The sequence below is a fragment of the Flavobacteriales bacterium genome (assembly GCA_026129465.1).
Taxonomy (GTDB): domain Bacteria; phylum Bacteroidota; class Bacteroidia; order Flavobacteriales_F; family PHOS-HE28; genus PHOS-HE28.
Window position 1 is genome coordinate 3309669 of record JAHCIA010000001.1, and the last position, 24093, is coordinate 3333761.

Here is a 24093-nt window from a genome sequence, read left to right on the forward strand (position 1 = left end):
CCAACCTCCGCAGGGTCTCCCGCAGGGGACCCTGCGCCTAAACGACGAACTGCTCGGCCTCACCATGGCGCTCCTTTCCCGCCAAGATAACCGAACTCCTGGTAGGGAGTAAGTGGCGCGGAACGGTTCTCGCCGCGCACGTAGAACGCGAAGCTGGAGTGTGGGTACTCAACGGCGTCATCGTGCAGGCGCCAGCGTTTGCTTACGGGGTTGGCATGGATGTAGCGCAGCTTCTGCTCGATCATGCGTGCGCTGAAGAGCTCGATGAGGTCGGTGGACGTGTCGAACACGCGGTGCTTTTGCCCCCTGGCCCGGTCGCTGGGGCGCAGGCCCTCGCCCAGCCGTTGGAGCAGGTCGTTGCGGCTGGCCTTTTGCAGGCGCTCGATGATGGCATAGGCCATGAACCGCTTGCCGTTGGCCAAGGTGCTGTTCAGCTGACCCGCTTCCGGCACGCGGATGATGAAGTGTACGTGGTTGGGCAGGATCACATAGCCCAGGAACCGAAAGCCTTTCCCGTGGGCCACGTGCATCCAGTTGTAGAACAGGTCGTAGCCATTGGTCTCCATGAACAGCGGTAGCCACTGGTAGCATGTGAAGGTGGCGAAGTACACTGCCCCAGGCTTGTTGCGCAGTCTTCGGGTGGCCATACGGGCAAGTTAGACCATTATGGCCTCGAGGCGCAGGGTCCCCTCGTTCCTCGGGAGACCCTGCGGAGGTCTGGGGTTGCGATGGATGTATCCCCTGCTGCTGCGAGCCAGCGACGCTTGACTCTCCAACCTCAGCTCTCCGTCCGCTGCCCGCGTACATGCGTAGCCTCGGACATCAGCTTGCCCTTGCCGTGCGTAGTGTCCCACTCTACTAAAGTGGGTGCGGGTGGCAGGGTCAGACGGGCGTCCTTTGCGTGACGCAAAATGACCATGAGAACCCATCTTACCCTGGCCCTGGCTCTGCTGGCCGGTGCAACTACCGCCCAGGAGTTCAATTTCTACGGCACCGAGTATTTCCTCGCCTCGGAGCCGACGGGTTCGCCAGGGGCCACGCTGACCGCTTCAGGCACTTCCCTCGCTTCGTTCAATTACAACAGTGCTCCTCCGCAGCACCCCCTGTTCACCGCCGGGGTGTACTACCCGGTGCTGGATTGCGCGGGGAAGAACCTTTGGGTGCGTGTACAACACATCGCCCACGACCCGAACGGCACGATGAACGGCTTCAACGTGACCGGCACGCTCAACTCACCGTTTCTGCCCCTCGGGTCCACGGACCGCATAGGTGGTTGGTTCGGTTTCCTCTATGAGTTCCGCATCATCGCCGACCAGGCCCTGACCGGTGCCCGCACGAACATCCTGGGCAACCTCTTCCCCACCAACATCACGGTGGCCAGCCTGGAGACCTTGTATAACAACGGCGCTGACCTCTACGAATGGCTCTCGTTCGAGATACTGGATGCTTCGAGTACCGGCTGGTCGTTGAACTCCATCAACTTCACCGGTATCAATCCGGGTTCCAACCCCGGATTCAGCGCGGAACTGAACTACTCGACGACGGCGACGGTCTCCACCCCGCCAACCGGTTTCAGCACCACCTTCCCCACGGGCAGCCCAACGGTGTACGCGATCGACCTGAACCTGTCGGGCGCTGAACACTCCGAGTTCAGGATGACCGCCGGTGGCGTATCCCGCTTCCGCTATGGCTATGAGTTCGATCCCGGCGGCTACCAGGGCATGAGCATCGCGTTCGGCACCGGCGCCGTGCTGAACACCCTCGCGAACGATCCGCAGTGCGCTGGCGATGGGAATGGCAGCATCACCATCACGCCCACCGGCGAAGGCCCATTCACTTACGCCTGGAGCAGCGGTGGGAGTGGGATGACCGAGTCGGGTCTCGCCGCCGGGCAGTATACCGTCACCGTGACCGATGGCAATGGTTGCGTGTCCCAACAAAGCGTGGTGCTCAACGATCCTGAACCGTTGGAGGGCACCATTTTCGAGACCGATGACAACGGAACGGTCCTGCTCCAAGCCAATGTGAGCGGCGGCACGGAGCCGTACACCTATTCCTGGAGCAATGGATCCACGGAAATGACCACGCAGCCGGGATGGAGCGGCTCGTATTCCGTTACCGTGACCGATGGGAACGGCTGTGAGATCGTGCTGGACTACACCTATGTCGGCATCCACGAGCAGGGTGCCGCGCAGGTGATGATCTATCCGAATCCTTGCAGCGGGCAGTTGACCGTGGACGGTGGCGTTGCAGGTGGTCGTTTCCGCCTCTTCGATGCCGGCGGCCGCCTGGTCCTGGATCAGTGGATCACTGCCGGTGGCCGCACCGTGGTGGATGTCTCCGATCTGTCGCCCGGCCCGTACATCTGTGATCACCTGGGGACGCAACGCATCGTGGTGTTGGAACCGCGATAGGGTCGACCCACAGGAACGTTTCCGCCTCAGGTATCCGGTAGGCCCAAGTTGGAGGTCCTTCGCTTGAGCCGTTCCTGAGCGCGGTGCTGGTCATGGGCCGTGAAGAGCGGAAGACCCCCTTCTCCGGCAATTGGGCCTGCGACGCGCGACCGCTAGCCACAACACCCGCTCCCGCTTCCCTAATGCCCGTGCATCAAGGGCGTGTACCGCTCCCAGGCATCCTGCTCAATGGCCCCGCGGCGGGCGTGCAGCAGATCCGCAGCCGCTTCGTCCTGGTCCTTCATCGCGGCTTCCACGGCCGCGCTGTTCGCCGTGAGGGCTTCCTGGGTACGGCCTTCGCGCAGGAGGAAGAAGCTGTACTTGTCCCAGCTCACAAAGTCCGTGTCTCGTTCCAGGCTGAAGCGCAGGTTGGTGAAGTGGTATCGGTCCGCAGTGGGGATGGCCATGGTGAGCAGCACCACAAGGGATGCGCCCGCCATCCATAACAAGCGGCGTGTGGGCATCGGCCGTGCGCGCATGGCGATCACCAGGGCGATGCCGCTGAGGGCGATGGCCAGCACCAGCGTGGCGTTGCGGAAGGGGAATAGCTTGAGCAGGGCCACCAGATGCGCGGCCCAGCCCCATATGGCCAGTGCGGCCCAAGCAGCGGCCTTGTCCGTGCCACGCAGCAGCCGCATCACGCACCAGATGAGCCCCACCCCCAGAACGGCCAGCAGGAGTATGGTGTGGAAGGGCAGGTGCAGCAGTTTCAGCACCAGACCGATGCCGAAGGCGATGGGGAGGAGGAGGCGCATGGCGGCAAGGTCGCATTTTACCGAATAGCGGGCCGCCTGGGCCGGGATCCGGCCCTTCGGTCAACACCCTACCACTGGTCACTCCAGCACCACGCGCTTCACCTGCTCCGTTCCATCGCGCCGCACCCGGATGGCGTAGACACCCGCCGCATGTCCGCTCAGGTCGATCGTGTGCTGCGGGCCGTTGGCGATCGCCGCATGATGCACCGTGGCGCCCAGTGGGTCGACGACCTCCACCTGGACCACCCCGCCGGCATCGGAGAAGGAAAGTTGGAACTGGCCTTGGGAAGGGTTCGGATGGACGGTGAACGACGCCTGTTCGTTGTCGGTGGGCGCGATGCCCGAGGGCGCCTCGAATCCGGAGACACGGATCACGCGGCTGCCACCGCCGAATGTGGAGAACAGGAAATCGCCGGTGACGGGGTCGATCCATGCGCCTTCGGCGCCGGTGAGGCCGGTGACCATGTCGCGCGCCGAGGAGGTGACGGGCATCCCGTTGGCATCCACTTCATAGGCCACCACCTTGCCCAAGCCATAGGCGGAAATGACCATGGATGGGCCGATGAATGCCGCGGAGCCGGGTGGCACGTATGCGATGCCCTCGGGTCCCGAAGCGGTCCCGCTCACATCGACCTGGGCGGTGGGCGCGGAGAACGTATACATGCCATTGGCGTCGATGGTGTTCGGCAGGTCGTATAGCGCCCATTGGTTGTACGAGGCGACGATCAGGTCGCCGGCGCCAGGGAACCCATTGGGCACGAAGGCGTGGCTGCCCACCGAGGAAATGACCCCAAGGGGCGTAAGTGCACTGCTCACGTAGGTTTGATCGGGAAGGATCTGCCCCATGGCATTGATGGGGTATTGGGTGAAGAGCAACGTGCCGCCAGGGGTGAAGGTGAGGCCGCCATCGATGTAAGGGGCGTCCACGAAGTGGGTGGCCGGACCCGCGAAGCCAATGATGCTGTTCGTGACAGCATCGCGCACGAGTGGGACCGCATAGACGGCGCCGGTGATCTGGTTCGCCGCACCGCCAATGTAGAGGGTGTTGGGCTGGTCGGAACGGATGGTCAGGCCGCCATAGTTCGTTGGCAGGTCGGTGATGCTGCCGAGGTCCAGCATGGTGTAGCCGGCGCCGGTGAACTCGGCGGTGAGGGTCTGGGCATGGCCAGGGCCGCCCAACAACGATGTGGACGCAAGGACCAGGACAGCTGTCCATGGCACATTTCCGGTGTGCGACAGGCGGGGTGGATATGTTTTCATGGGGGTACGTGCTAGCATTCGAAAGGTAGGACCGCGATGCCCGTATGTCCACGCCAACTATCGTTCCATGGACCAGGTCTCCGGCCGTGTGAAACTGCGCGATACCGGGCTCTCCCCATCGGCGCCGGACCGTTCCCGCGCATGTGCGGCGGCCTGATGTTGCTCATGGCCCGGCGCCGTTGAAATTCCGTCCTTCACGATCCCTGAGAAGGGGCCATTCCGGTCGGGAACATCGGTACCATAGCCCCACTCGATGAAGTCATCGACGCCATAAATACCATTGATCGTTACTTCGCGATCCCCCCAAGACAACAACACCATACCCATGGCACACGAAACCAAACCCGAGACCGTCGCCAGCCAGAATGGCAACGGCAAATGCCCTGTGCTCCACGGGGCCATGCGACACCCTGTGGCGGGCCGAGGCATGCGCAACCGAGACTGGTGGCCCGAGCAATTGAACCTGAGCATCCTGCACCAACACCAGCCCGTGTCCGATCCCATGGACCCGGACTTCAACTACCGCGAGGCCTTCTCCAAGCTGGACCTGAAGGCGGTGAAGGCGGATCTCACGAAAGTGATGACCGACTCGCAGGAGTGGTGGCCCGCCGACTGGGGCCACTACGGCGGCCTGATGATCCGCATGGCCTGGCACGCAGCGGGCACCTACCGTACGGCGGACGGCCGTGGCGGTGCCGGCACTGGGAATCAGCGCTTCGCCCCGCTGAACAGCTGGCCCGACAACGGCAACCTGGACAAGGCGCGCCGCCTGCTCTGGCCCATCAAGCAGAAGTACGGCAACAGCCTTAGCTGGGCAGACCTCTTCATCTTGGCCGGCAACGTGGCGCTGGAGAGCATGGGCTTCAAGACCTTCGGTTTCGGTGGTGGACGCGAGGACATCTTCGCTCCCGAGGAGGACATCTACTGGGGTGCCGAGGCCGAGTGGCTCGCCACCAGCGACAAGCCCAACAGCCGCTACACCGGCAACCGTGAGTTGGAGGCGCCCCTCGCCGCCGTGCAGATGGGCCTGATCTACGTGAATCCGCAGGGCCCCGACGGCAATCCCGACCCCGTGGCCAGCGGCCGCGATGTGCGCGAGACCTTCAAGCGCATGGCCATGAACGACGAGGAGACCGTGGCGCTCACCGCCGGTGGACACACCTTCGGCAAGATGCACGGTGCCGGTCCTGATTCGCATGTGGGTCCCGCTCCGGAAGGCGCACCCATCGAAGCGCAGGGTTTCGGATGGCTCAGCACGTACGGCAGCGGAAAGGGTGGCGATGCCATCACCAGCGGTCTCGAAGGCGCTTGGAAGCCGAACCCCACGAAATGGGACAACGGCTACTTCGACATGCTCTTCGGCTACGAATGGGAATTGACCAAGAGCCCTGCCGGTGCGCATCAATGGGTGGCCAAGGATTGCAGGCCGGAGCACATGATCCCGGACGCGCACGACCCCAACAAGAAGCATCCGCCGATGATGACCACGGCCGACCTTTCGTTGCGCTTCGACCCGATCTACGAACCGATCTCGCGCCGCTTCCACAAGGACCCGCAGGCCTTCGCCGACGCCTTCGCCCGCGCCTGGTTCAAGCTCACGCACCGCGACATGGGGCCCAAGGCCCTGTACCTGGGCCCTGAAGTGCCCAAGGAGGACCTGATCTGGCAAGACCCCATACCTGCCGGGACCAAGCTCGCCGATAGCGATATGGCCGCGCTGAAGAGCAGCATCCTCGCGAGCGGTCTGAGCGTGAGCGAACTCGTCGCCACAGCCTGGGCCTCGGCCTCCACCTTCCGCGGTAGCGACAAGCGCGGTGGCGCCAACGGTGCGCGCGTGCGGCTCGCTCCCCAGAAGTTCTGGGCGGTGAACGATCCCGCGCAGCTGGGCAAGGTGCTCGGCACGCTGGAGAAGATCCAGGCTGAATTCAACTCAGGTGGGAAGAAGGTCTCAATGGCCGATCTGATCGTGCTGGGTGGCAGCGCTGCGGTGGAGAAGGCCGCCAGGAATGCGGGCTTCAACATCACGGTGCCCTTCAACTCGGGCCGTGGCGACGCCAGCCAGGAGCAGACCGATGTGGAGAGTTTCTCCGTGATGGAGCCGCAGGCCGATGGATTCCGCAACTACCTGAAGAAGACCTACAGCGTGCCCCCCGAGGAGATGCTGATCGACCGTGCACAACTGCTCACCCTGAGCGCGCCGGAGATGACGGTGCTCCTGGGTGGCCTCCGCGTGCTGGGTGCGAATACCGGCGGCAGCAAACACGGTGTGTTCACCGATCGGGTGGGCCAGCTCACCAACGATTTCTTCGTGAACCTGCTCGACATGCGCAACGCTTGGGCCCCAAAGAGCGGTGAGGAGGGCATCTACGGAAGCCACGACCGCAAGACCGGCGACCGCAAGTGGACGGGCACCCGCGTGGACCTGGTCTTCGGCAGCAACTCCCAGCTGCGCGCCATCGCCGAGGTCTATGCACAGGCCGATGCGAAGGAGAAGTTCGTGAGGGACTTCGTGAAGGCCTGGGTGAAGGTGATGGAGTTGGACCGCTACGACCTGAGGAAGTAAGCGGCCCCAAGACCTGAATGCGAAGAAGGCGGTCCTGTCGGGCCGCCTTCTCTCTTTGGGACGGTCGGCGCTCAGGCGCTGGCAGGGCCGCTATCGGTTCGTCTCAAGCTGCCTGGTGTCGTGCCGGTCCATTGCTTGAAGGCCACATTGAAGGAACTGGCATCGGCGAAGCCCAACAGGTCGGCGATGTGCGCCAATGTGTAAGTGGAGTTCCTCAGCAGGTCCTCGGCGAACTCCCTGCGCACTTCCTGGGTCAGCGCCCGGTAGCTCACTTCCTCTTCCTCCAGTTTGCGCTGCAGGGTGCGTGCGCTCATGTTCAGGTGGGCGGCCATCACCGTCAACCCCGGTGTCTGGCCTTGGAAGTCGCTCAGCAGGGCCGATTTCACCTTGTCCGAAAACCGTTCACGATCGCGGGCCTCCCGCTCATGCGTTCGCAGCAGGCTGGTGAACATGGCATGGAGGGAGCGATCGTGCGTAAGCAGCGGCCGTTCCATGTCCGCCGGGTCGAAATGCACACGGTTCATGTCCTCCGAAAGCGTGACCGGGCAGCGCAGCACCCTCCGGCACTCCTCCAGGTAACGTTGCCCGGTGTAGGCGATCTCCACACGTTTCGGAAGGATGGGCAGGCCGGTGAGCATGCCGGGCAGCCGGGTGTAAGCGACCAGACCCATGTTCGTCACATGCCGCAGCACATGGCCGGGCAGGTGCAGCAGCTGCGGTTCCACCCGGGTGGTGAGCATGAAGCTGTTGGTTGTGGCCACCACCTCGTGGTGGATCCATCCGGTCACCTGCCGCTGATATTCGGCGAAACGCATGAACCCATCGCGCATGTTCGGGCTGGTGTTCATCAGGTATCCGGTGAGCCCGGCCACGGTGGGCGTGACCTCCTCGCCGATGTGCAGCCCCAGGAGTTCGTCCTGTGTGGCCTCCTGCGCCTTGGTCCACAGGGCCACCACGGGGTCCACGCCGTGGAACAATTGGTCCATGGCATTGAGCTCCTGGGGCGTAAGGCCGATGGTGTGGCATAGCGCATCGAGCGAGGCGCCGCGTGCCACGGCGCCATGGACGATCTTGCGGATGATGTGGATGGTGGCGAACATGCCTGGCGCAAGTTCCCGATCAATTGGCGTTTCCGCCAAATCACCCCCCGTCCAGGTCCTGCCAAGTTCGCGGCATCAAAAACCATCAACGAACATGGCACGCATCGGACAGACCCTTTCGCACCCCATCACCGGGGAGACCATCACCTGGTTGGAGACCGCCGCTACCACCGCAGGCCGGCATTTGCGGTTCAGGTTGGACGTGGAACCCGGCGGATACGCTTCGGTGGAGCATATCCACCCGGAGCAGGACGAACGCTTTGAGATCCTCGAGGGCAGCATGGAGTTATTGTTGAACGGTGAGCGGCGCATGCTGCATCCCGGTGATGTGGCGCTGGTGCCCAAGGGCGCGCCCCATCAGTGGTGGAACGTTTCCAAGGAGCGGGAACTCTCGTTCCATGTCACCTTCACCCCGGCGTTGAACACCGAAACGATGTTCGAGCAGGTATGGGGGCTGGCCGCCCAAGGCAAATGCACGCCCGATGGCGGCCCGCGCCTGATGGACGCCTTGGTGATGATGAACGTGTACAAGGTGTACCTGACCGCCGCCCCGCTCTGGCTGCAGAAGTTCCTCAGCGCGATGGCGGGCTCGATCGCGCCGCTATTCGGCTTCCGGAAGTTCCATCCGCGGCTCAGTCCCGATGGACCGGCCGGTGTGGCCGTATGACCGCCGGGCTGCGGGAAGCCGGCATGCCGAAGGGACACAGGACGGGCCTTTCAACCCTTCCTGCGCCGCCGTTCCGCCAGCAGCAGGCCCAGTTCGCGGCCGGTCTGGCCCTTCACGCTGGTGTTCTCGGCCGCGCGGCGAATGAGGTAGGGCAGCACCTCGCGCACCGGGCCATAGGGCACGTACTTGGCCACGTTGTAGCCGGTGGCCGCGAAGTTGTAGCTGATGTTGTCGCTCATGCCCAGCAGCTGTGCGAACCAGATGCGGCGGTCATCATGCCGCAGACCGCGATCGTGCATCAGGCGGGCCAGGAGTTGTGAACTCTTCTCGTTGTGCGTGCCCGCCATGAAGGCGATACTGCCCACCTGCTCCAGGCAGTAGGTGAGGGCCGCATCGTAGTCGCGGTCCACGGCGTGCTTGTCCACATGGATGGGTGAGGGGTAGCCGTGTTCCGCGGCGCGCGCACGTTCCTTTTCCATGTAGGCGCCGCGCACCAGTTTCAGGCCGATGTGGTGCCCTGCGGCGCGCGCGCGTTCGTGGCAGCCTTTCAGATAGGCCAGCCGGTCGTGGCGGTACAGTTGCACGGTGTTCCATACGATCGCGCGTTCGCGGTTGCAGCGCGCCATCATCTCCTCCACCAGCGTGTCTATCGCCGGTTGCAGCCAACTCTCCTCGGCATCCACCAGCAGGGGGATGCCAGCTTCCACCGCCGCATCGCACAGGCGCGTCATCCGGGAGCGCACACGGTGCCATTCGGCTTCCTCCGAGGCGTCCAAGGTCTTGCCCGCGCTCACCTCGGCCAGCAGTTCCGTGCGGCTGATGCCCGTGGGTTTGAAAACGCAGAAGGGGATGTCGCGCCGCTCCTTCGCCACGGCGATCGTCCGCAGCACCTCGCGCACCGTGTCGTCCAGCGCGACCTCATCATCCTGTCCCTCCACGCTATGGTCCAGGATGGTGCCGATGCCGCTGCGCGCCAACTTCTCCGCCGTGCGGAGGCTTTCCTCGATGGTCTCCCCGCCGCAGAACTGCTTGAAGATGGTGGCCTTGATCATGCCTTTCACGGGCAGACGCAGGGAAAGGGCCGCCTGCGACATGCGCTGGCCGAAGGCGGAAAGCCAGGGCGTGCCGATGATGCGGAACAGCCAGGTGGCGCGCCAGAGGTCGGCGTCGCTCTTGTCGGCGAAGGCGATGCGGGTATCGCCTGGATCGGGCAGGGCCTGCGGGGCTTCGGTGGCGGTGCCTGCGGGGTGCGGCATGGCGTGCGGTCTCGCCTGTGGGCGCGTGGCCCGTTCCTTCGTTCCTTTGGACAAAGGCCGCAGGCCGGGCCAAATGTAGCGATGGCATGACGCCCCTGGACGTACGCTTGTTCGATGCCGACGGCTGCCCGGTGGCCTGTGGCACGCATGCGCTCGCGGCCCTGGAAGGCACGATCGCCGCATGGCCCGGTACGCCACAGACCTTCATTTTGGGCGATGACAACACGCTGCGCGATTGCCTGCCCGAACTGCTCGCCCATGTGCCCGCGTTGCGCGATGCGCCCACCATCGCCATTCCACCCGGTGAAACATCGAAGCGCATCGCCATGTGCGAAGCGGTGTGGGAACATCTCGCGGAGGAGGCCGCGGGCCGCGATGCCGTGCTGATCTGTCTTGGCGGTGGGGTGGTCACCGATCTCGGTGGCTTCGTTGCGGGCGCCTACAAGCGTGGCATCCGCCACATCCACGTGCCCACCACGCTCATGGGCATGGCCGACGCCGCCATCGGCGCCAAGACCGCGGTGGACCTCGCGGGGGTGAAGAACATCGTCGGACTCTTCCACAAGCCGCTGGGGGTGTTCGTGCATTTGCCCTTCCTGCGCACCCTGGGCAAGCGTGAACTCCTCAATGGACTGGCGGAGATGATCAAGCATGGGCTGGTCTGTGACGCGGCGCATTGGGCGGCCATCGTGGACGCCCCCTTGCACGACCTCGAAGCGCTCGCTCCGCTGGTGGAACGCTCGGTGGCGATCAAGGCCGCGGTGGTGAGCGGTGATCCGCTGGAGCAGGGACCGCGCCGGCTGCTCAACTTCGGCCATACCATCGGACATGCCTTGGAAGCGCAGGGCTGGGAAGGGGGGCGGCATGCGCCCCTGCATGGCGAGGCCGTGGTGGCCGGTATGATATGCGCCGCCTGGCTAAGCACGGAATTGGGCCAGTTGCCCGCCGGGGATCGGGACCGGATCACCAGCCACCTCATGGGTCTGTTCAAGCATATCCCGTCGGACACCATGGACGATCATCGCCTCCTGGAGTTGATGCGCAACGACAAGAAGAACAGCGGTGACGGATTCCGCTTCACCCTGCTGGAGGCCATCGGGCGCGGCCGCATCGACATGCGTGTGGACGCCGACCAGGTGCGGCAGGCACTGGACCATTACCGATCCATCACGGCACATGTCTGAAGTGACCATCCACGTGCCGGGAGCGCCACTGCGTGCCCGTATCGTACCGCCACGCAGCAAGAGCGTGGCCAACCGCGCGCTGGTACTCGCCGCATTGGCCGGCGATGCGGACAGCGTGAGGGATCCCGGCGATGGCGATGACACGCGCGCCCTGCTCGCCGCCCTGCGCCATCGGCCGCGTGTACTGGATTGTGGCGCGGGTGCCACCACCTTCCGCTTCCTGCTCGCCTGGGCCGCCGCGCAGGAAGGCGAGGAGCACCTGGTCACCGGAACACCACGCCTGCTGGCACGCCCGCACAGCGACCTGGTGGAGGCCCTGCGCGCCGTCGGTGCGGACATCACGCCAATGGCCGAAGGGATGCTGGTGCGTGGCCGCCGATTGAAAGGCGGCACCGTACGGTTCGACTCGCCGATCAGCAGCCAGTATCTCAGCGCGCTGCTGCTGGTGGCGCCCGTGATGAAGGAGGGTCTTCGCTTGCACTGGACCGGCACACGCCTCAGCGAGCCATATGTACACATGACCCTGAAGCTCTTGGCGGAGTATGGCGTGTTCCCGGCGATGGAGATGGACGGCGTGAGTGTGCCGCCCGGCGGACTCGTGCCTACCACGCTGCAAGTTCCCCCGGACTGGAGCGCGGCGGCCTTCTGGTATGAAGTGGTGGCGCTTTCACCCGGCGCGGAGGTCGAACTGGTCGGTCTGCATGACGACACGCTGCAGGGCGATCGTGAAGCACGGCACCTGTGGGCCACCTGGGTGGAGAGCCAGGACACACCTGTCGGTCTGCGCCTCACGCATCGCGAAGAGGTACGGTCCTGGGAAGCGCCGCATCGCGGCGGCACCACCGCCGATCTGCGCCACACGCCCGATCTCTTCCAACCACTGGCCTTCACCCTCGCCGCCCGGGGCGATGCGGCCATCCTCACCGGCTTGGACAATCTGCGTGTGAAGGAGACCGATCGCCTGCGTGCCGTGCAAGCGGCCTTGCAGACGATGGGAAGGATCGCCGATGCCCATGAAGGGAGCTTCACCTTGCGGGCCGATGCGCATCCGCTGCGCGCCAGCAACACCGTTCTTGATCCCGAGGCCGACCACCGCATGGCCATGTCGCTGGCACCGCTCGCCGCTGTGCTCGGCCACATCACCATCCGCGATCCGCGCGTGGTGGACAAGAGTTATCCCGGCTACTGGGACGACCTGCGCACGGCGGGGTTCGTGGTGGAGCGATAGTGCTGCCACCCCATGGTGCCGCGCTTGAACTGGCATCCATGCGCGACTCAGCGATAGTGCGGAATGTTCCGCCCGAGAACGATCCGCAGGTGACCGCGCCATGTTCCCTGTTCGTCACGCAACAGGTGGATGTCGAGGTCACCACCACGCCCCTCCCTTGATGCGCGGAGCGGTGCCGTCAGGAGTGGGTCGTCCAGGAAACGCACCTCATCGATGTAATAGACGTTCTTCCCGGGTTCTTCCACGAAGATGTGGATGTGGGCGGGCGCGTTCTCCCCGGGGTAGGGAGCCGGTCTGATGCTGTGGAGGCTGAAACGGCCATCGGCCCCTGTACGCGCCCAGCCGCGCAACCGTCCATGCCGCCGCCCATGCTGTTGTCCGGGTGCAGGGATATACAGTCCTTCCGTGTTCGTGTGGTGGATGTAAAGCACCACGTCAGCGGCCGGTGTCCTTTCGTCCGCCATCAGCACCGTGCCTTCCATGAGCATGGCCTCCCCGGGCTCGCCGGGAGGCGTGAGCCACAATACGCTCGCGATGGAGTCTCGCAGAGGCATACCGGCGCACAGTTCCTCGCAACCATCACAAGGTCCGCCGATAGGTTCGGTCACCCGCGAGGCAACGGGACCCTCGGGAACACAGGCGAGCAGGCACATGGAAAGAAGGAGCGGGCAGCGCTGGTCCATGGAAGGGGAATGCGCACACGCGGTCCGGGTAACGTGAACGACCTAAGCGGACAGCGAATACCTTGCGCTGCCGTGGTCGATCGGCGGTGGCCCGGCCCCCGCACGACACCGTTCGGAGATCCCCTAAGACACGGCCACAATACAAGCACACATGCCCTTCCCCACCGACCTTGAGATCGCGCAAGCCGCGCGCATGAAGCCCATCGCTGAAGTGGCCGCCGGCCTGGGCGTCGATAGCGCCCTGATCGAGCCTTACGGTCACTACAAGGCCAAGCTGCCGCTCTCGCTGATCGATGAAGGGCGCATGAAGCGGGCGAAGCTGGTGCTGGTGACGGCGCTGAGCCCCACGCCCGCCGGGGAGGGCAAGACCACCACAAGCATCGGCCTGCACGAGGGCCTGTGCCGGCTGGGCAGGAAAAGCGTGGTGGTGCTGCGCGAACCATCGCTCGGGCCGGTCTTCGGCATGAAGGGCGGCGCGGCCGGTGGCGGTTACGCGCAGGTGGTGCCCATGGAGGACATCAACCTGCACTTCACCGGCGACTTCGCTGCGATCGAGAAGGCCAACAATCTGCTGGCCGCGCTGATCGACAACAACGTGCAGAGCCGCACACGCGGACTGGGCCTCGATCCGCGCACGATCAGCTGGAAGCGTGTGATGGACATGAACGATCGCGCCCTGCGCAGCATCGTCATCGGCCTGGGGGGCACTGGCAACGGCGTGCCGCGCCAGGATGGGTTCAACATCACCCCGGCGAGCGAGGTGATGGCGATCCTCTGTCTGGCCACCAGTTTCGAGGATCTGAAGAAGCGGCTGGGCGATATCTACATCGGGCAGACCTGGGCCCGCGAGCCGAAGTACGCGCGCGACCTCAAGGCCGAGGGCGCCATGGCCATTCTGTTGAAGGACGCCATCAAGCCCAACCTGGTGCAGACGCTGGAGGGCAATCCCGCCATCCTGCACGGCGGCCCCTTCGCCAACATCGCACAGGGCGTCAACAGCGTGCTGGCCACGCGCATGGGTCTCAGTCTCGGCGAATACGTGGTGACAGAGGCCGGCTTCGGCGCGGACCTGGGCGCGGAGAAATTCTTCGACATCAAGTGCCGCGCGGCGGGCCTGAAGCCCGATGCCGCCGTGGTCGTGGCCACCATCCGGGCCTTGCGCTATCACGGTGGTGCCGACATCAAGATGGTGAACGAAGCCGCGCCGGACAAGGTGGAGAAGGGTCTGGCCAACCTGGGCCGCCACATCGAGAACATGAACAAGTTCGGCGTGAAGGCCGTGGTGGCCATCAACCAGTTCCCCACGGACACCGACGTTGAGATCGAGCTGGTGAAGAAGTATTGCGCGGAGCGTGGTGTGGATGCCGTGCTGGCCCAGGGCTTCGCGCAGGGTGGTGCGGGCATGACCGCATTGGCAGAGGCTGTGGTACGCACAGCGGAAAGTGGCGAAAGCAAGTTCAAGCCACTCTACGACCTGTCCCTGTCCATCCAGGACAAGATCGCCATCATCGCCCGCGAGGTCTACCGCGCGGATGGTGTGGACTACACCGGCGAGGCGCTTGTCGCCTTGAAGCGCATCGCGAAACTCGGGCTGGAGGGCGTGCCCATCTGCATGGCCAAGACGCAGTACAGCTTCAGCGACGACAAGGCCCTGCGTGCGGCGCCCACCGGCTTCCGCATCACCGTGCGCGACATCGAGATCGCCGCCGGTGCCGGATTCGTGGTGCCCATCTGCGGTGAGATCATGCGCATGCCCGGCCTGCCGGAAACGCCCGCAGCTGAAGGGATGGACATCGACGCGCAGGGTGTGATCACAGGTCTGAGCTGATCGATGCCCGAGCGCCACATCATCGCGGTGATGTTTTCGGTGCTGTTGTGGCCGGTCGGATCCCGTGCACAGGAGGTGGACCAGAGAGCGCCATCGAAGTCCGCCGTTTCCATCGCCTTCGGTGCGGCATTGCCGATGAACGATCTGGCGAACAAGTCGTTCCGTGCGCGCAGTTCCGGTTTCGCGCAGCCGGGTCCTGCCGGTGCGATCACCTTCACACATCGCCTGCAGGATGACTGGGGCTTGACCGCCGCCTTGCGCGTGCAGCGCCATGCCGTGGATGAAGCGGCCTGGGCGCGTGAGGTTCCGGTAGGGCCGCCGGAATTGGATTGGACCCTGCGCAGCGGCCCATGGGAGATGGCCACCGTGTTGTTCGGCGCGTTCGGCATCGTACCGCAGGGGCCGCGATCACACATCGAACTGCGGTGCATGGTGGGCGCGCTGTTCGCGCGATCGCCTGAAACGGACGCCACAGGCGTGCAGGATGGTGAAGGCATCCGCATGCTGCGCGAGGTAGGCCAGGCCACAGGCTTCGCCATCAGCTTCGGCGCGGGCTACCGATACGATCTCGGTGAGCGCTGGACCTTGGTGGCCGATGCCGATCTGTGGGGAGGCCAGGCGCGTTTCCGGCAGGTCCGGGCCATCTTCATCGAGATCGTCAACGACGCGGAAGTGGATCGCATGGCCTACGTGGAGGACTTGAAGCAGCGCATGAACGCGTTGTTGATCACAGCAGGGGTGGGGCTGCGGTTCTGAAAGACCACGAAGCGGACGAGCGCTCCGGCTCACTCCACCATGAAGATCCGCGAGGAGCCTGGACCCAGGGCGGGGGCTTCCAGCAGATAGGAGCCGCTGGCCAGGCCTTCGATGGCGACAGGACCGGCGTGGCTGGTCACCCGCAGCGTGCGCACCAACCGGCCGGCGAGATCGCGTACAAGTAAGTCGGCCGGCAGGGGCAGGTGCTGGGGAAGTGCAGCGTATACCGTGCCGTCCAGCGCGGGATTGGGCCACACCACCACACCTCCGCCACCGATGCGGTCGATGGCCACGATGTCCGTGAGCTTCATGCTGCCATCATGGTCCACGATGCGGAGGCGGTAGTAGCTCGTGCCCGCGAGGGGCATCTGGTCATCGAAACGGTAGTGGCGGGTCTCCATGCTGTGACCCGCGGCATCCACCATCTGCATGCCCGTGAAGTTCTCGCCATCGGCGCTGCGCTCCACGCTGAAGTAGTGCGTGTTCTCCTCGCTGGCGGTGGCCCACAACAGCACGTTGGCCGGGCCGGAAGCGTGGCCCGTGAAGTACGCCAGTTCCACGGGCAGGATCAGGCCCAGGCAGTCCATGGTGGTGGCCGTGGAGCAGGGTGCGCAGGTGGGCGCGAACACGCGGCCCTCGGCGAAGGCTGTCCATTGCGTGTTGTTGCGGCCGGGGATCACCGTGGCCCCCGTGCCCGAGCCATTGTTCAGGCCATGCACCGCGTGTCCATTGTTCCACTGTGTGCAGATCGGCTTGCTACCGATCATGGTGGCAATGCAGTTGGAGCCCTCATACAGGATCGTCTGACTGGTATAAAGCTGCGAGGGGCAATCGTACATGGGCACGTTGAAGTAGCTGGCGATGAAGCGACGGTTCGGTGCCGTGCCCACGGTCTGGTAGCGGATGTTGCCGCCGATGCCGGGGTGGATGTCCTGCCACGGACTGTGGATGGCGTTGGTCACGTAGATCGGATTGTTCGTCGGTATCGCCTGCGTGACCCAACTTGAGTATGTGCTCGCGTTGGCCGTGTTGAACGTGATGTAGTTGTTGGAGGAGATCAGGCACTGGGTGTAATTGGCGCCATTGTAACAAAAGCTGAAGCCGATGGGGATGACCGTGCTGTGGATGTCGTCGGACAGGAACAATTGTGTGCCCGCATGCGGCTCGGCCAGGAAGGGGATGGTGGTGTAGTCGTAGCACATGGGCTGCGGTGGCGGTGGGCAGGTGATGTTCAGGATGAAGGGCCCTTGTGAAGCCGCCCAACCATGTACCAGGATGTAATAGGTGACACCGTTCACACCGAGCCAGGTCACTTCGGATTGCAGACCGCAGAAGTCATCGTTGCCATTCACGCAGGTGAGCGCGGTGCAGACGCCGGTGTACACCCTGATCCGGGTATCGTAGCCGCTGCCGCACAAGGAGGCGGTGATGTTGGTTCCCGTGCCGGTGATACGGTACCACACCCCGCCGCCGGTGCCATCGCCGGTGCCGCAGAAGGGGGCCACATCGGCGCCAGCGAAGGAGGTGTTGCCTGTGACCGAGCTGCCGCAGGTCATGATGATGGCGGCGCCGCAGACGTCGTTCGGTGGCGGTCCGGCGCAGGTGAGGTTCAGTGTATAGTTGCCTTGTGCGGCACCGAAGCCATGTACCAGGATCCAATAGGTCACCCCGTTGGCGGCGAACCAGGTCACTTGTGACTGCAATCCACAGAAGTCATCATTGCCCGCCACACACGTGAGGCCAGTACATGCGCCGGAGAACACACGGATCTGCGTATCGAAGCCACTGCCGCATAGCGAGGCGACCGTATTGACGCCGGTGCCGACGAAGCGGAACCACACCCCTGGGCCAACGCTGTTGGCGGCCGTGCCGCATGCGGGGCCATTCTGCGCGGGGAAGCCTATCGTGCTGCCGGAAACGGACGCGCCGCAACCGATCAGGGTCGCACCGGCGCAGGTGGCGCTCTGGCCCTGCGACATCGTGGGTGCCGCCAGGCCGGCGATCAGCAGCAGTCCGCTGGCGGTGATGCGGGTCATTCCTTCCATGCGGGCGATTCGCTCGTGTGCTGGGGCTTGCCCACCACCACCTTGCCATCGATCTCGTAGCCCCAGGATTGCATGTCGGCGCGCAGCGCGGCTTCCGTGAGTCCGGCGCCGAACAGTTTGAAACAGACGCATCCCGGGATGAAGGCCACCTGGTGCACGCCTTCAGACTCCATCAGGGCCTTGAGCACAGGCTTGGCCGTGGCATGGTCCTCCACTGCGGACAGCGAGAACATCATGCCCACATCACCCGGGCGTTCCTGGGCCTGCAGCGCCAAGGCGCCCGTGACGCAGAGCACGACCGCGATCGATCGGGCCATGATGCGCCAACTTGTGCCGATGGGAATTGCTTTGGGCATGTTCGCCATGTAAAGGTATCCTGAGCCATGGGATGTGGATCGCGATTCGTGGTGGAATATCCAGCCTGTCTTGTAGACCCTTCCTTGTTCCCGACCCGAAAAGGCGCGCCGATCCTCGAACCAGGGTTCGACCAGGGGTCCATCCCACGAGACCGGGGGCCGTCATGGCCAGACGACCTCCGCACTTGACGGCAGGATCATATCGCACCACCAACGTGGTGTGCCGGTCTGACCATGGGGAGCCGGAATGCACGCATTGAACCGGCCGGGACCGCATCAGGATATGGTCCCAGTACCGATCTTCGCGGCCCTACCGGGGCTGTAGCTCAGCTGGCCAGAGCGCGTCGTTCGCAATGACGAGGTCGTGGGTTCGACTCCCATCAGCTCCACCGGGAAGGCCGGTCACCACTGGCCTATTCCACCACGAAACGTCCTGTGGTCGTGGTCCCTTGGGCATCCCGCAGGCGGGCCGTGTAGACACCTGAGGACAGCCCTCCCACCTCCAGCGTGATCCGCCCGATACCTGGCGGATGGCCGGCCGGTCCATCGGTCAGCACCACGCGGCCGGTGGCATCGACCACTTCCAGTTGATAGGCGCTTCCGGAACTGCCGAAGGCCACCTCCACCCGGTCGCGGGCCGGATTGGGATAAATGCTCACGGCCGCGGTGATCGGGTCCTCCGCGGAGCTTCCCAGCGGACTGCTGGTGAGGTAGCGGGCGAAGAGCACCGGGCTGGGCACCCCGTTGGTGGTGGTCACCTGGTCGTGCACGGACATCAGGGGCACGGGCGTGCCTGGCAGGTACCACGAATAGTGGGTGAACAGGTAGTTGATGATGTAGAGGCCACCAGCCACCACGTCGGTGTAGTCCTCGATGGTGCGGACGCGCAGCACGTTGCCGTATGTGCCGGATGGCATCATGATGGTCCCGTATCCGTCGGCCAGTCCGTTGATGGTGCCGGTGCGCACCACCGGTGTTCCACTGCTGGAGAAGTTGCTGCTGAAATTGTCCGACCAGCTGCAGCCATAGCCGCATGGATACCCCATGGTCTTCTCAGGGTCCTGGTAGATGATCAGCGAACTGATCATGCTGGAATAGTGGCCCAGCAGATCGATCCCGCTGGATGTGGCCTGCATGTATCGGTAGTCGTTGTGCACATCGAGCATCGCCACGGTGGCATTGGGGAAGACCGCGCCGAATGGGGTGGCGGCCGGTGCCATGTAGTTGAAGAAGACCGGTGCGCCAGTGGGCATGTTGCTGAAGTCCCAGACCTGGTTGGCACCCCCGGGACCTGGAGGCACATTGTTGGTCTGGTGGAAGGTGAAGTACTGGCCGGGTACCGGGGCATTGTTCGCCTGGTCCAGGGTCTGTGCCGCCAGCACGGTGGTGCACAAGACGGCGGGCAGGAGGACATGTCTGTTTCCCATGGTCATGCGGTTTTGATGTGCACACGATAGTACGGCCCGAATGGACCCTTGTGGGGGACAGCGCGGCAGGAACTATCCACAACAAGGTGTGTCGCGAGCACTCAGCGGTCCTTCCTATCGGCGCTTGGATCCGGATGACGTGACGACACCACCGCCACGCACCACGGCAGCAGCCAGGCGGTGCGTGCCATGAAGCGTGTGTCCACCGTGCTCAGGGTGCCGCACACCCAGGCGGCGATCACCACGGCCGCCATGCCGAAGACCAGCAGGACAAGGCCGTGTTCACCACGTCTTCCCCTTCCCCAGGGTGAAAGCAGAACGATCCAGCCTGCGCAGGAGAGGATAAGGATCCATGGATGGATGCGATCCACCACGTGCAGCCCCAGGCGGCCATCGCCGGTGTTCTGGCGCGCCGCGCGGAAGGCCGGCAGATGCGCGGGCACATTCTCGGCGATCATATAGTGGGGCGGGCTGCCGGGATCGCGGTACCAGCTGTTCTCCAGTTCATCACCCACACGGGTGATGGCCAGATTGCCCAGCAGGCCTTGCAGGCTCGCACCCGCATGCAGCGCCAGGTAACGTGGATCGGTCAAGGTGCCCAGCAAGATGGCCTGGTACTCCTTCCGCACAGCTTCCTGCCCGCCCTGCCAGATCAACGGCGATCGATCACTCCAGAGGAACTCGCGCGAAGTGGTGGGCAGGCTGTCACGATGGGCACAGATGCCGTAATGCTCCGTGTCGCAATACGTATCCAGCCAGGCTTCGAGGATGCCCGTTTCGGCCAGGCGGCCCATGAGGAACACATGCGTGTAGCCCGCCTTGTCTTCCTGGCCGATGAGGTTGCTCACCGCGATGCGGGAGAGCGGCCACGCCGTGATCAGCAGGCCGGCCATGGGGATGGCGCGTGACCAGGGGATCCGTATTCCTGCGCGGTGCGCGGCGATCGCGGAAACGAGCAGCACGAGCGGCATGATCGCCACGTTGCTCAGGTGCACCCAGCAGGCGAAGAACAACAGCAGTGCCAGGGCGCATTTGGCCAGCAAGCCAAGCCGGCCGGCGATCAACAGCAAGCCTGCCATGGCCCCCAATGCGGTGAAGATGTCCGGCACCAGCTGGCTCGCGTACCAGCCCAGTCCGGTACACCAGGCCAGCACGCCCACCGTGATCAGGAACGGGACACGCGCGCCGCTGCCGAAGCGCCGCCACAAGGCCCACAAGAGCAGAGCGCACAGCAACGCCTGCATCACCACCGGTCCCCACAGGCTCCAGCCGCCCAGGCTCGTCAACCGGATGAAGCCCCCGTACCAATAGGGCCGGTCCGGTGGCACATAGTCCATGAAGGCGGAACGGAGGTAGGTGCCGGTGTCCGAATACACCAGCGGAAAGCCGTTGTACAGCGCAGGTAGCAGGATGAGCCCGGTGGCACAGAACAGCGTGGCGGCGGTGGGAAGATGCTGCTTCATGCCCTCGGTCCCGGTTCAACGTGGGCGGATCGCTCACGCTCCACGTAGTACATCTGCACCTGGCCCTTGCCCTTCACCTTCACCGGACCGCGTGGCACGGCTTCGATGTGGTCCATCACCAGTGCATAGGTGGCGCCGCTGATGTTGACCCGGCCCGGTGCGCCATTGCTTTCCATGCGGCTGGCGAGGTTCACCGTGTCGCCCCAGATGTCGTAGGCGAATTTCTTCTCGCCCACCACGCCGGCCACCACCGGTCCGCTGTGGATGCCCACACGCAGTGTCCACTCCGGCAGCCCCTTGGTGCGGCGTTCCGCATTCACCTCGCCGGCCGAGTCGATCATGTCCATGGCCAGCCGTACCGCCCGCAGGGCATGGTCGGCACAAGGGTCCGGTACACCACTGGCGCACATGTAGGCGTCGCCGATGGTCTTGATCTTCTCTACGCCGTGCTTGTCGCAGAGCCGGTCGAAGCGGCGGAAGAAGAGGTCCAGGTCGGCCACCAGATCGCGGCTGTCCATCTCCTGGCTGTGGCCGGTGAATCCGGCGAAATCGGCGAAGAGCACGGTGACCTGCTCGTGCCTGCGGGCTTCGGCGGTGCCGCGCGTCTTGAGTTCCTCGGCGGTGCTGGCCGGCAGGATGTTGCGCAGGAGGCGCTCGCTGCGGTCCTTCTCGGTGGCCAGCTCGCGGGTCCGGACGGCAACGATGGTCTCCAGCCGTTCCCGGTCACGTCGCAGGCGCCGTTCGCGCAGCCGGACGATACCGGCCAGCAGCAACAGCAACGCGGCGGCCGTCCCTGCTTTGAAGGGTGTGGTGGCCCACAAGGGCGGTGTGATGCGGAAGGCGAAGCGGACCGGGTCGGGGGTCCAGCCACGGGTGTTGCGCGCTTCCACCTGGAAAACATAGTCGCCCGGTGGCAGGTTGCTGTAGGTCACGCGGTCCGTGGCGGTGATCGGCGACCAGTCCGGGTCATGGCCTTCCAGGATGTAGCGGTAGCGTACCTGCTCGGGGTAGGCCAGCGAAATGCCGGTGAAAGCGAAGGTGAGGTGGTTGCGGTCGTGCGGCAGCTCGAGGTCGACGGGCAGGCCATCGGGATCGAAACCCTTGCACCACGGGCTCCAGTCCGGCCTTTCGAAGAAGAGCCGCAGATCGGTGATATGTACGCTGGGTTCGCGGGCCTCCACCAGCCGCTGGCGTGGGTCATGGCGCGTGGCGCCGCGCACGGTGCCGAACCAGAGGGTACTGTCGCCATCCAGCATGCACGCGTTCCTGAAGGCCTCCGGGCATAGGAAACCGTCGGGCCGCCCATGTGTGGTCACGCGCAGGACGCGTTCCTGCAGTTCATCGAGTTCGATGTAGGCGAAACCCTGCCGGGTGCCCACCCACAGGTTCTCATAGGCATCCAGCAGCACTTGCTCCACACTGGGGCTGGGTAGGCCCTGGTCCATGCCGATACCGATCGCGGTGTCCGCCGATACGCGCCACAGGCCCGCACCCTCGCTGCCCACCCACAGGTTGCCGCGGCTGTCGCGTGCGATGCTGGTGGCCTTCACGCCTGGCAGGGCATGCGGGTGAATGGTGCCAGCAGCCCGATCCACGCGTTGCAGGCCATCGTCCGTGGCTGCCAGGATGCCTTCCGGTACAGGCAGCAGCGCATGCACCACCATGGGTCCCAATGGTCCGATCTTTTGCCAAGGCTGCCCGGCCGCGCGGTGGAACACCCCCTTCGCGCTGCCGGCCCAAAGGCCATCCTCATCGTCCACGGCGATCGTGCGGATGATGCCCGCGTCGGTCGCCAGGTGGCCCATGGGTTTGAACCGATCGACCTCCAGGCGGAAGATGCCATGCGAGGCCGTGCCCGCGATCAGATGGCCCTGCTGGTCCTCGGCGAGGCAGGTGACATAGGGGTCGGTGAGTCCTTCGGCCATGCTGAAGACACGCAGGGCCGTACCATCCCAGCGCGCCACGCCACCACCCAGGGTGGACATCCACAGCAGGCCATCGGGGGTGCGGCGGATGGCACTGACGATGCGCGAACCCAACCCGTCGCGTTCCGTGAAATGCAGGAAGGCGGCACTCACCACCTTGCTTATGCCACCGAACCCCGTCCCCGCCCAGACCGCGCCGCTCCGGTCCTGCAGCACGCATCGCACCAGGCCATGGCCCAGGCCGTTCGCCTCGCCAATGATGCGCAACAGGGGTTGCCCACCCCTGCGGGTCAATTGGTGCATGCCAGCGGGGGTGCCCAGCCAGATGTCACCCGCCCGCGACCGCATGACGGACAGTACACGGGCATCGGGCAGGGCGATGGGGAAGGCGCCCATGAAGCGTTCCGCGGGTGGCAGGGGGGCCAGGTCACGGTCCAGTTCCAGATAGCCATGCGATGTGCCGACGAGGACACCCAAGCTGTCGGCATGCAAGGCGAAGACCTGGGGGCCGGGGAGTTCACTGTTCACCGCCAGGGCATGCCAGTGTCCTTGCCGCAATTCGTACAAACCCTGATCGGTGCCGGCCAGCAATCGGCTCTGGCCGCTCCAAACGAGCACGCGTACCGCACTGCCGGGCAGACCCTGGCCCTGGTCCATCACGCTGATACCATTCCCGGCGTGGACGATCACCTGCCCGCCCGTCGTGGCCGCGTAGACGGTGCCTTGCAGGTCCGTCGCGATCGAGCTTACCACATGGCGCGCGTTGATCGGGGCTTGCAGCACGGCGATGCCTCCACTTTCCACGCGGGCCAGGTCGCCATTGGGCAGGCCCAGCCACATGCCGCCGCCAGGCATGGCGCAAAGGGCCGTGACGCCCTCGGTGGGCAGGCCATCGCGCAGCCCGAACGTGGTGAAGTGGAGCCCATCGGTGCGCACCGCCCCACCATCGGTGGCGATCCACAGGAATCCAGCCTTGTCCTCGCGGAGGGCATGCACCGAAGCGCTGGGGAGGCCGTGCTCCAAGCCATAGGTGCGCACATCGTATTGCTGCGCCTGTGCCGCCCCGGCCAGCGCCACCAGGCCAAGCCGGATCGCTTGGTGGAGCAGGGCGCGCGGGGTGCGGAGCATGGCCGGAAGATAGGCG

18 protein-coding genes and 1 tRNA gene are annotated in these 24093 nt (G+C 64.8%); 8 read left to right on the plus strand and 11 right to left on the minus strand.

Annotated features, from left to right (window positions below):
• Nucleotides 1-59: 59 nt before the first annotated feature.
• On the minus strand, nucleotides 60-647 hold the full coding sequence (locus KIT10_13970; GenBank protein ID MCW5900369.1) for a hypothetical protein: 588 nt from the start codon (nucleotides 645-647) through the stop codon (nucleotides 60-62).
• A gap of 270 nt (nucleotides 648-917) precedes the next feature.
• Here KIT10_13970 and KIT10_13975 point away from each other — a divergent pair, with 270 nt between their 5' ends.
• Entirely contained in the window at nucleotides 918-2414 is a 1497-nt protein-coding gene (locus tag KIT10_13975; GenBank protein MCW5900370.1) for a hypothetical protein, read from the plus strand.
• 179 nt (nucleotides 2415-2593) lie between these two features.
• Here KIT10_13975 and KIT10_13980 read toward each other — a convergent pair whose 3' ends face one another.
• Nucleotides 2594-3208 (minus strand): hypothetical protein, encoded by a 615-nt coding sequence (locus KIT10_13980; GenBank protein ID MCW5900371.1) that lies wholly within the window; start codon nucleotides 3206-3208, stop codon nucleotides 2594-2596.
• A 78-nt stretch (nucleotides 3209-3286) separates the two neighbouring features.
• Complete coding sequence (locus KIT10_13985) at nucleotides 3287-4468, minus strand: T9SS type A sorting domain-containing protein (protein ID MCW5900372.1); 1182 nt, start codon at nucleotides 4466-4468, stop codon at nucleotides 3287-3289.
• Nucleotides 4469-4793: 325 nt separating this feature from the next.
• Here KIT10_13985 and katG point away from each other — a divergent pair, with 325 nt between their 5' ends.
• Nucleotides 4794-7031 (plus strand): catalase/peroxidase HPI, encoded by a 2238-nt coding sequence (katG, locus tag KIT10_13990; protein ID MCW5900373.1) that lies wholly within the window; start codon nucleotides 4794-4796, stop codon nucleotides 7029-7031.
• Nucleotides 7032-7102: 71 nt separating this feature from the next.
• On the opposite strand, the gene KIT10_13995 is transcribed toward katG, so the two are convergent.
• Nucleotides 7103-8131: an AraC family transcriptional regulator gene (locus KIT10_13995; GenBank protein MCW5900374.1), complete on the minus strand. Its 1029-nt coding sequence runs from the start codon at nucleotides 8129-8131 to the stop codon at nucleotides 7103-7105.
• 94 nt (nucleotides 8132-8225) lie between these two features.
• Here KIT10_13995 and KIT10_14000 point away from each other — a divergent pair, with 94 nt between their 5' ends.
• The gene (locus tag KIT10_14000; GenBank protein ID MCW5900375.1) at nucleotides 8226-8798 is read left to right on the plus strand and encodes a cupin domain-containing protein; all 573 of its coding nucleotides are present in this window, start codon (nucleotides 8226-8228) and stop codon (nucleotides 8796-8798) included.
• A gap of 50 nt (nucleotides 8799-8848) precedes the next feature.
• Here the strand turns inward: KIT10_14000 and KIT10_14005 are convergent, their stop codons facing one another.
• A complete protein-coding gene (locus KIT10_14005) occupies nucleotides 8849-10054 on the minus strand; it encodes a proline dehydrogenase family protein (protein MCW5900376.1) in 1206 nt (401 codons plus the stop codon).
• An 86-nt stretch (nucleotides 10055-10140) separates the two neighbouring features.
• On the opposite strand from KIT10_14005, the gene KIT10_14010 reads away from it, so the two are divergent.
• Together KIT10_14010 and KIT10_14015 are read left to right on the plus strand one after the other, a co-directional pair.
• Entirely contained in the window at nucleotides 10141-11238 is a 1098-nt protein-coding gene (locus KIT10_14010; protein MCW5900377.1) for a 3-dehydroquinate synthase, read from the plus strand.
• Entirely contained in the window at nucleotides 11231-12466 is a 1236-nt protein-coding gene (locus KIT10_14015) for a hypothetical protein (GenBank protein ID MCW5900378.1), read from the plus strand. The genes KIT10_14010 and KIT10_14015 overlap by 8 nt, the downstream gene beginning before the upstream one ends.
• Nucleotides 12467-12513: 47 nt before the next feature.
• On the opposite strand, the gene KIT10_14020 is transcribed toward KIT10_14015, so the two are convergent.
• Nucleotides 12514-13020: a hypothetical protein gene (locus KIT10_14020; protein ID MCW5900379.1), complete on the minus strand. Its 507-nt coding sequence runs from the start codon at nucleotides 13018-13020 to the stop codon at nucleotides 12514-12516.
• A 280-nt stretch (nucleotides 13021-13300) separates the two neighbouring features.
• Here KIT10_14020 and KIT10_14025 point away from each other — a divergent pair, with 280 nt between their 5' ends.
• Both KIT10_14025 and KIT10_14030 read left to right on the plus strand, forming a co-directional pair.
• Nucleotides 13301-14977: a formate--tetrahydrofolate ligase gene (locus KIT10_14025; protein ID MCW5900380.1), complete on the plus strand. Its 1677-nt coding sequence runs from the start codon at nucleotides 13301-13303 to the stop codon at nucleotides 14975-14977.
• A 30-nt stretch (nucleotides 14978-15007) separates the two neighbouring features.
• On the plus strand, nucleotides 15008-15733 hold the full coding sequence (locus KIT10_14030; GenBank protein ID MCW5900381.1) for a hypothetical protein: 726 nt from the start codon (nucleotides 15008-15010) through the stop codon (nucleotides 15731-15733).
• 29 nt (nucleotides 15734-15762) lie between these two features.
• On the opposite strand, the gene KIT10_14035 is transcribed toward KIT10_14030, so the two are convergent.
• Together KIT10_14035 and KIT10_14040 are read right to left on the minus strand one after the other, a co-directional pair.
• A complete protein-coding gene (locus tag KIT10_14035; protein MCW5900382.1) occupies nucleotides 15763-17769 on the minus strand; it encodes a hypothetical protein in 2007 nt (668 codons plus the stop codon).
• Nucleotides 17766-18134, minus strand: a complete 369-nt coding sequence (locus KIT10_14040) for a hypothetical protein (GenBank protein ID MCW5900383.1) — start codon at nucleotides 18132-18134, stop codon at nucleotides 17766-17768. The genes KIT10_14035 and KIT10_14040 overlap by 4 nt, the downstream gene beginning before the upstream one ends.
• Before the next feature lie 315 nt (nucleotides 18135-18449).
• Here KIT10_14040 and KIT10_14045 point away from each other — a divergent pair.
• A tRNA-Ala gene (locus KIT10_14045) sits at nucleotides 18450-18523 on the plus strand.
• A gap of 24 nt (nucleotides 18524-18547) precedes the next feature.
• Here KIT10_14045 and KIT10_14050 read toward each other — a convergent pair.
• The 3 genes from KIT10_14050 to KIT10_14060 form a co-directional block, all read right to left on the minus strand.
• On the minus strand, nucleotides 18548-19561 hold the full coding sequence (locus tag KIT10_14050; protein ID MCW5900384.1) for a T9SS type A sorting domain-containing protein: 1014 nt from the start codon (nucleotides 19559-19561) through the stop codon (nucleotides 18548-18550).
• Between the two features lie 101 nt (nucleotides 19562-19662).
• Nucleotides 19663-21024 carry a hypothetical protein gene (locus KIT10_14055; protein MCW5900385.1) on the minus strand — a complete coding sequence of 454 codons (1362 nt, stop codon included), beginning with the start codon at nucleotides 21022-21024 and terminating at the stop codon, nucleotides 19663-19665.
• Entirely contained in the window at nucleotides 21021-24077 is a 3057-nt protein-coding gene (locus KIT10_14060) for a hypothetical protein (GenBank protein ID MCW5900386.1), read from the minus strand. Before KIT10_14060 ends, KIT10_14055 begins: the two co-directional genes overlap by 4 nt.
• Nucleotides 24078-24093 lie beyond the last annotated feature (16 nt).

Excerpts from the sequence above, each read along its gene's own strand:
- KIT10_14020 (MCW5900379.1), bottom strand. The coding sequence starts at position 13,020 with ATGCCTCTGCGAGACTCCATCGCGAGCGTATTGTGGCTCACGCCTCCC.
- KIT10_14025 (MCW5900380.1), top strand. The coding sequence starts at position 13,301 with ATGCCCTTCCCCACCGACCTTGAGATCGCGCAAGCCGCGCGCATGAAG.
- KIT10_13970 (MCW5900369.1), bottom strand. The coding sequence starts at position 647 with ATGGCCACCCGAAGACTGCGCAACAAGCCTGGGGCAGTGTACTTCGCC.
- KIT10_13980 (MCW5900371.1), bottom strand. The coding sequence starts at position 3,208 with ATGCGCCTCCTCCTCCCCATCGCCTTCGGCATCGGTCTGGTGCTGAAA.
- katG (MCW5900373.1), top strand. The coding sequence starts at position 4,794 with ATGGCACACGAAACCAAACCCGAGACCGTCGCCAGCCAGAATGGCAAC.
- KIT10_13985 (MCW5900372.1), bottom strand. The coding sequence starts at position 4,468 with ATGAAAACATATCCACCCCGCCTGTCGCACACCGGAAATGTGCCATGG.
- KIT10_14000 (MCW5900375.1), top strand. The coding sequence starts at position 8,226 with ATGGCACGCATCGGACAGACCCTTTCGCACCCCATCACCGGGGAGACC.
- KIT10_14060 (MCW5900386.1), bottom strand. The coding sequence starts at position 24,077 with ATGCTCCGCACCCCGCGCGCCCTGCTCCACCAAGCGATCCGGCTTGGC.
- KIT10_14030 (MCW5900381.1), top strand. The coding sequence starts at position 15,008 with ATGTTTTCGGTGCTGTTGTGGCCGGTCGGATCCCGTGCACAGGAGGTG.
- KIT10_14005 (MCW5900376.1), bottom strand. The coding sequence starts at position 10,054 with ATGCCGCACCCCGCAGGCACCGCCACCGAAGCCCCGCAGGCCCTGCCC.
- KIT10_13975 (MCW5900370.1), top strand. The coding sequence starts at position 918 with ATGAGAACCCATCTTACCCTGGCCCTGGCTCTGCTGGCCGGTGCAACT.
- KIT10_14055 (MCW5900385.1), bottom strand. The coding sequence starts at position 21,024 with ATGAAGCAGCATCTTCCCACCGCCGCCACGCTGTTCTGTGCCACCGGG.
- KIT10_14050 (MCW5900384.1), bottom strand. The coding sequence starts at position 19,561 with ATGGGAAACAGACATGTCCTCCTGCCCGCCGTCTTGTGCACCACCGTG.
- KIT10_13995 (MCW5900374.1), bottom strand. The coding sequence starts at position 8,131 with ATGTTCGCCACCATCCACATCATCCGCAAGATCGTCCATGGCGCCGTG.
- KIT10_14035 (MCW5900382.1), bottom strand. The coding sequence starts at position 17,769 with ATGACCCGCATCACCGCCAGCGGACTGCTGCTGATCGCCGGCCTGGCG.
- KIT10_14010 (MCW5900377.1), top strand. The coding sequence starts at position 10,141 with ATGACGCCCCTGGACGTACGCTTGTTCGATGCCGACGGCTGCCCGGTG.
- KIT10_14040 (MCW5900383.1), bottom strand. The coding sequence starts at position 18,134 with ATGCCCAAAGCAATTCCCATCGGCACAAGTTGGCGCATCATGGCCCGA.
- KIT10_14015 (MCW5900378.1), top strand. The coding sequence starts at position 11,231 with ATGTCTGAAGTGACCATCCACGTGCCGGGAGCGCCACTGCGTGCCCGT.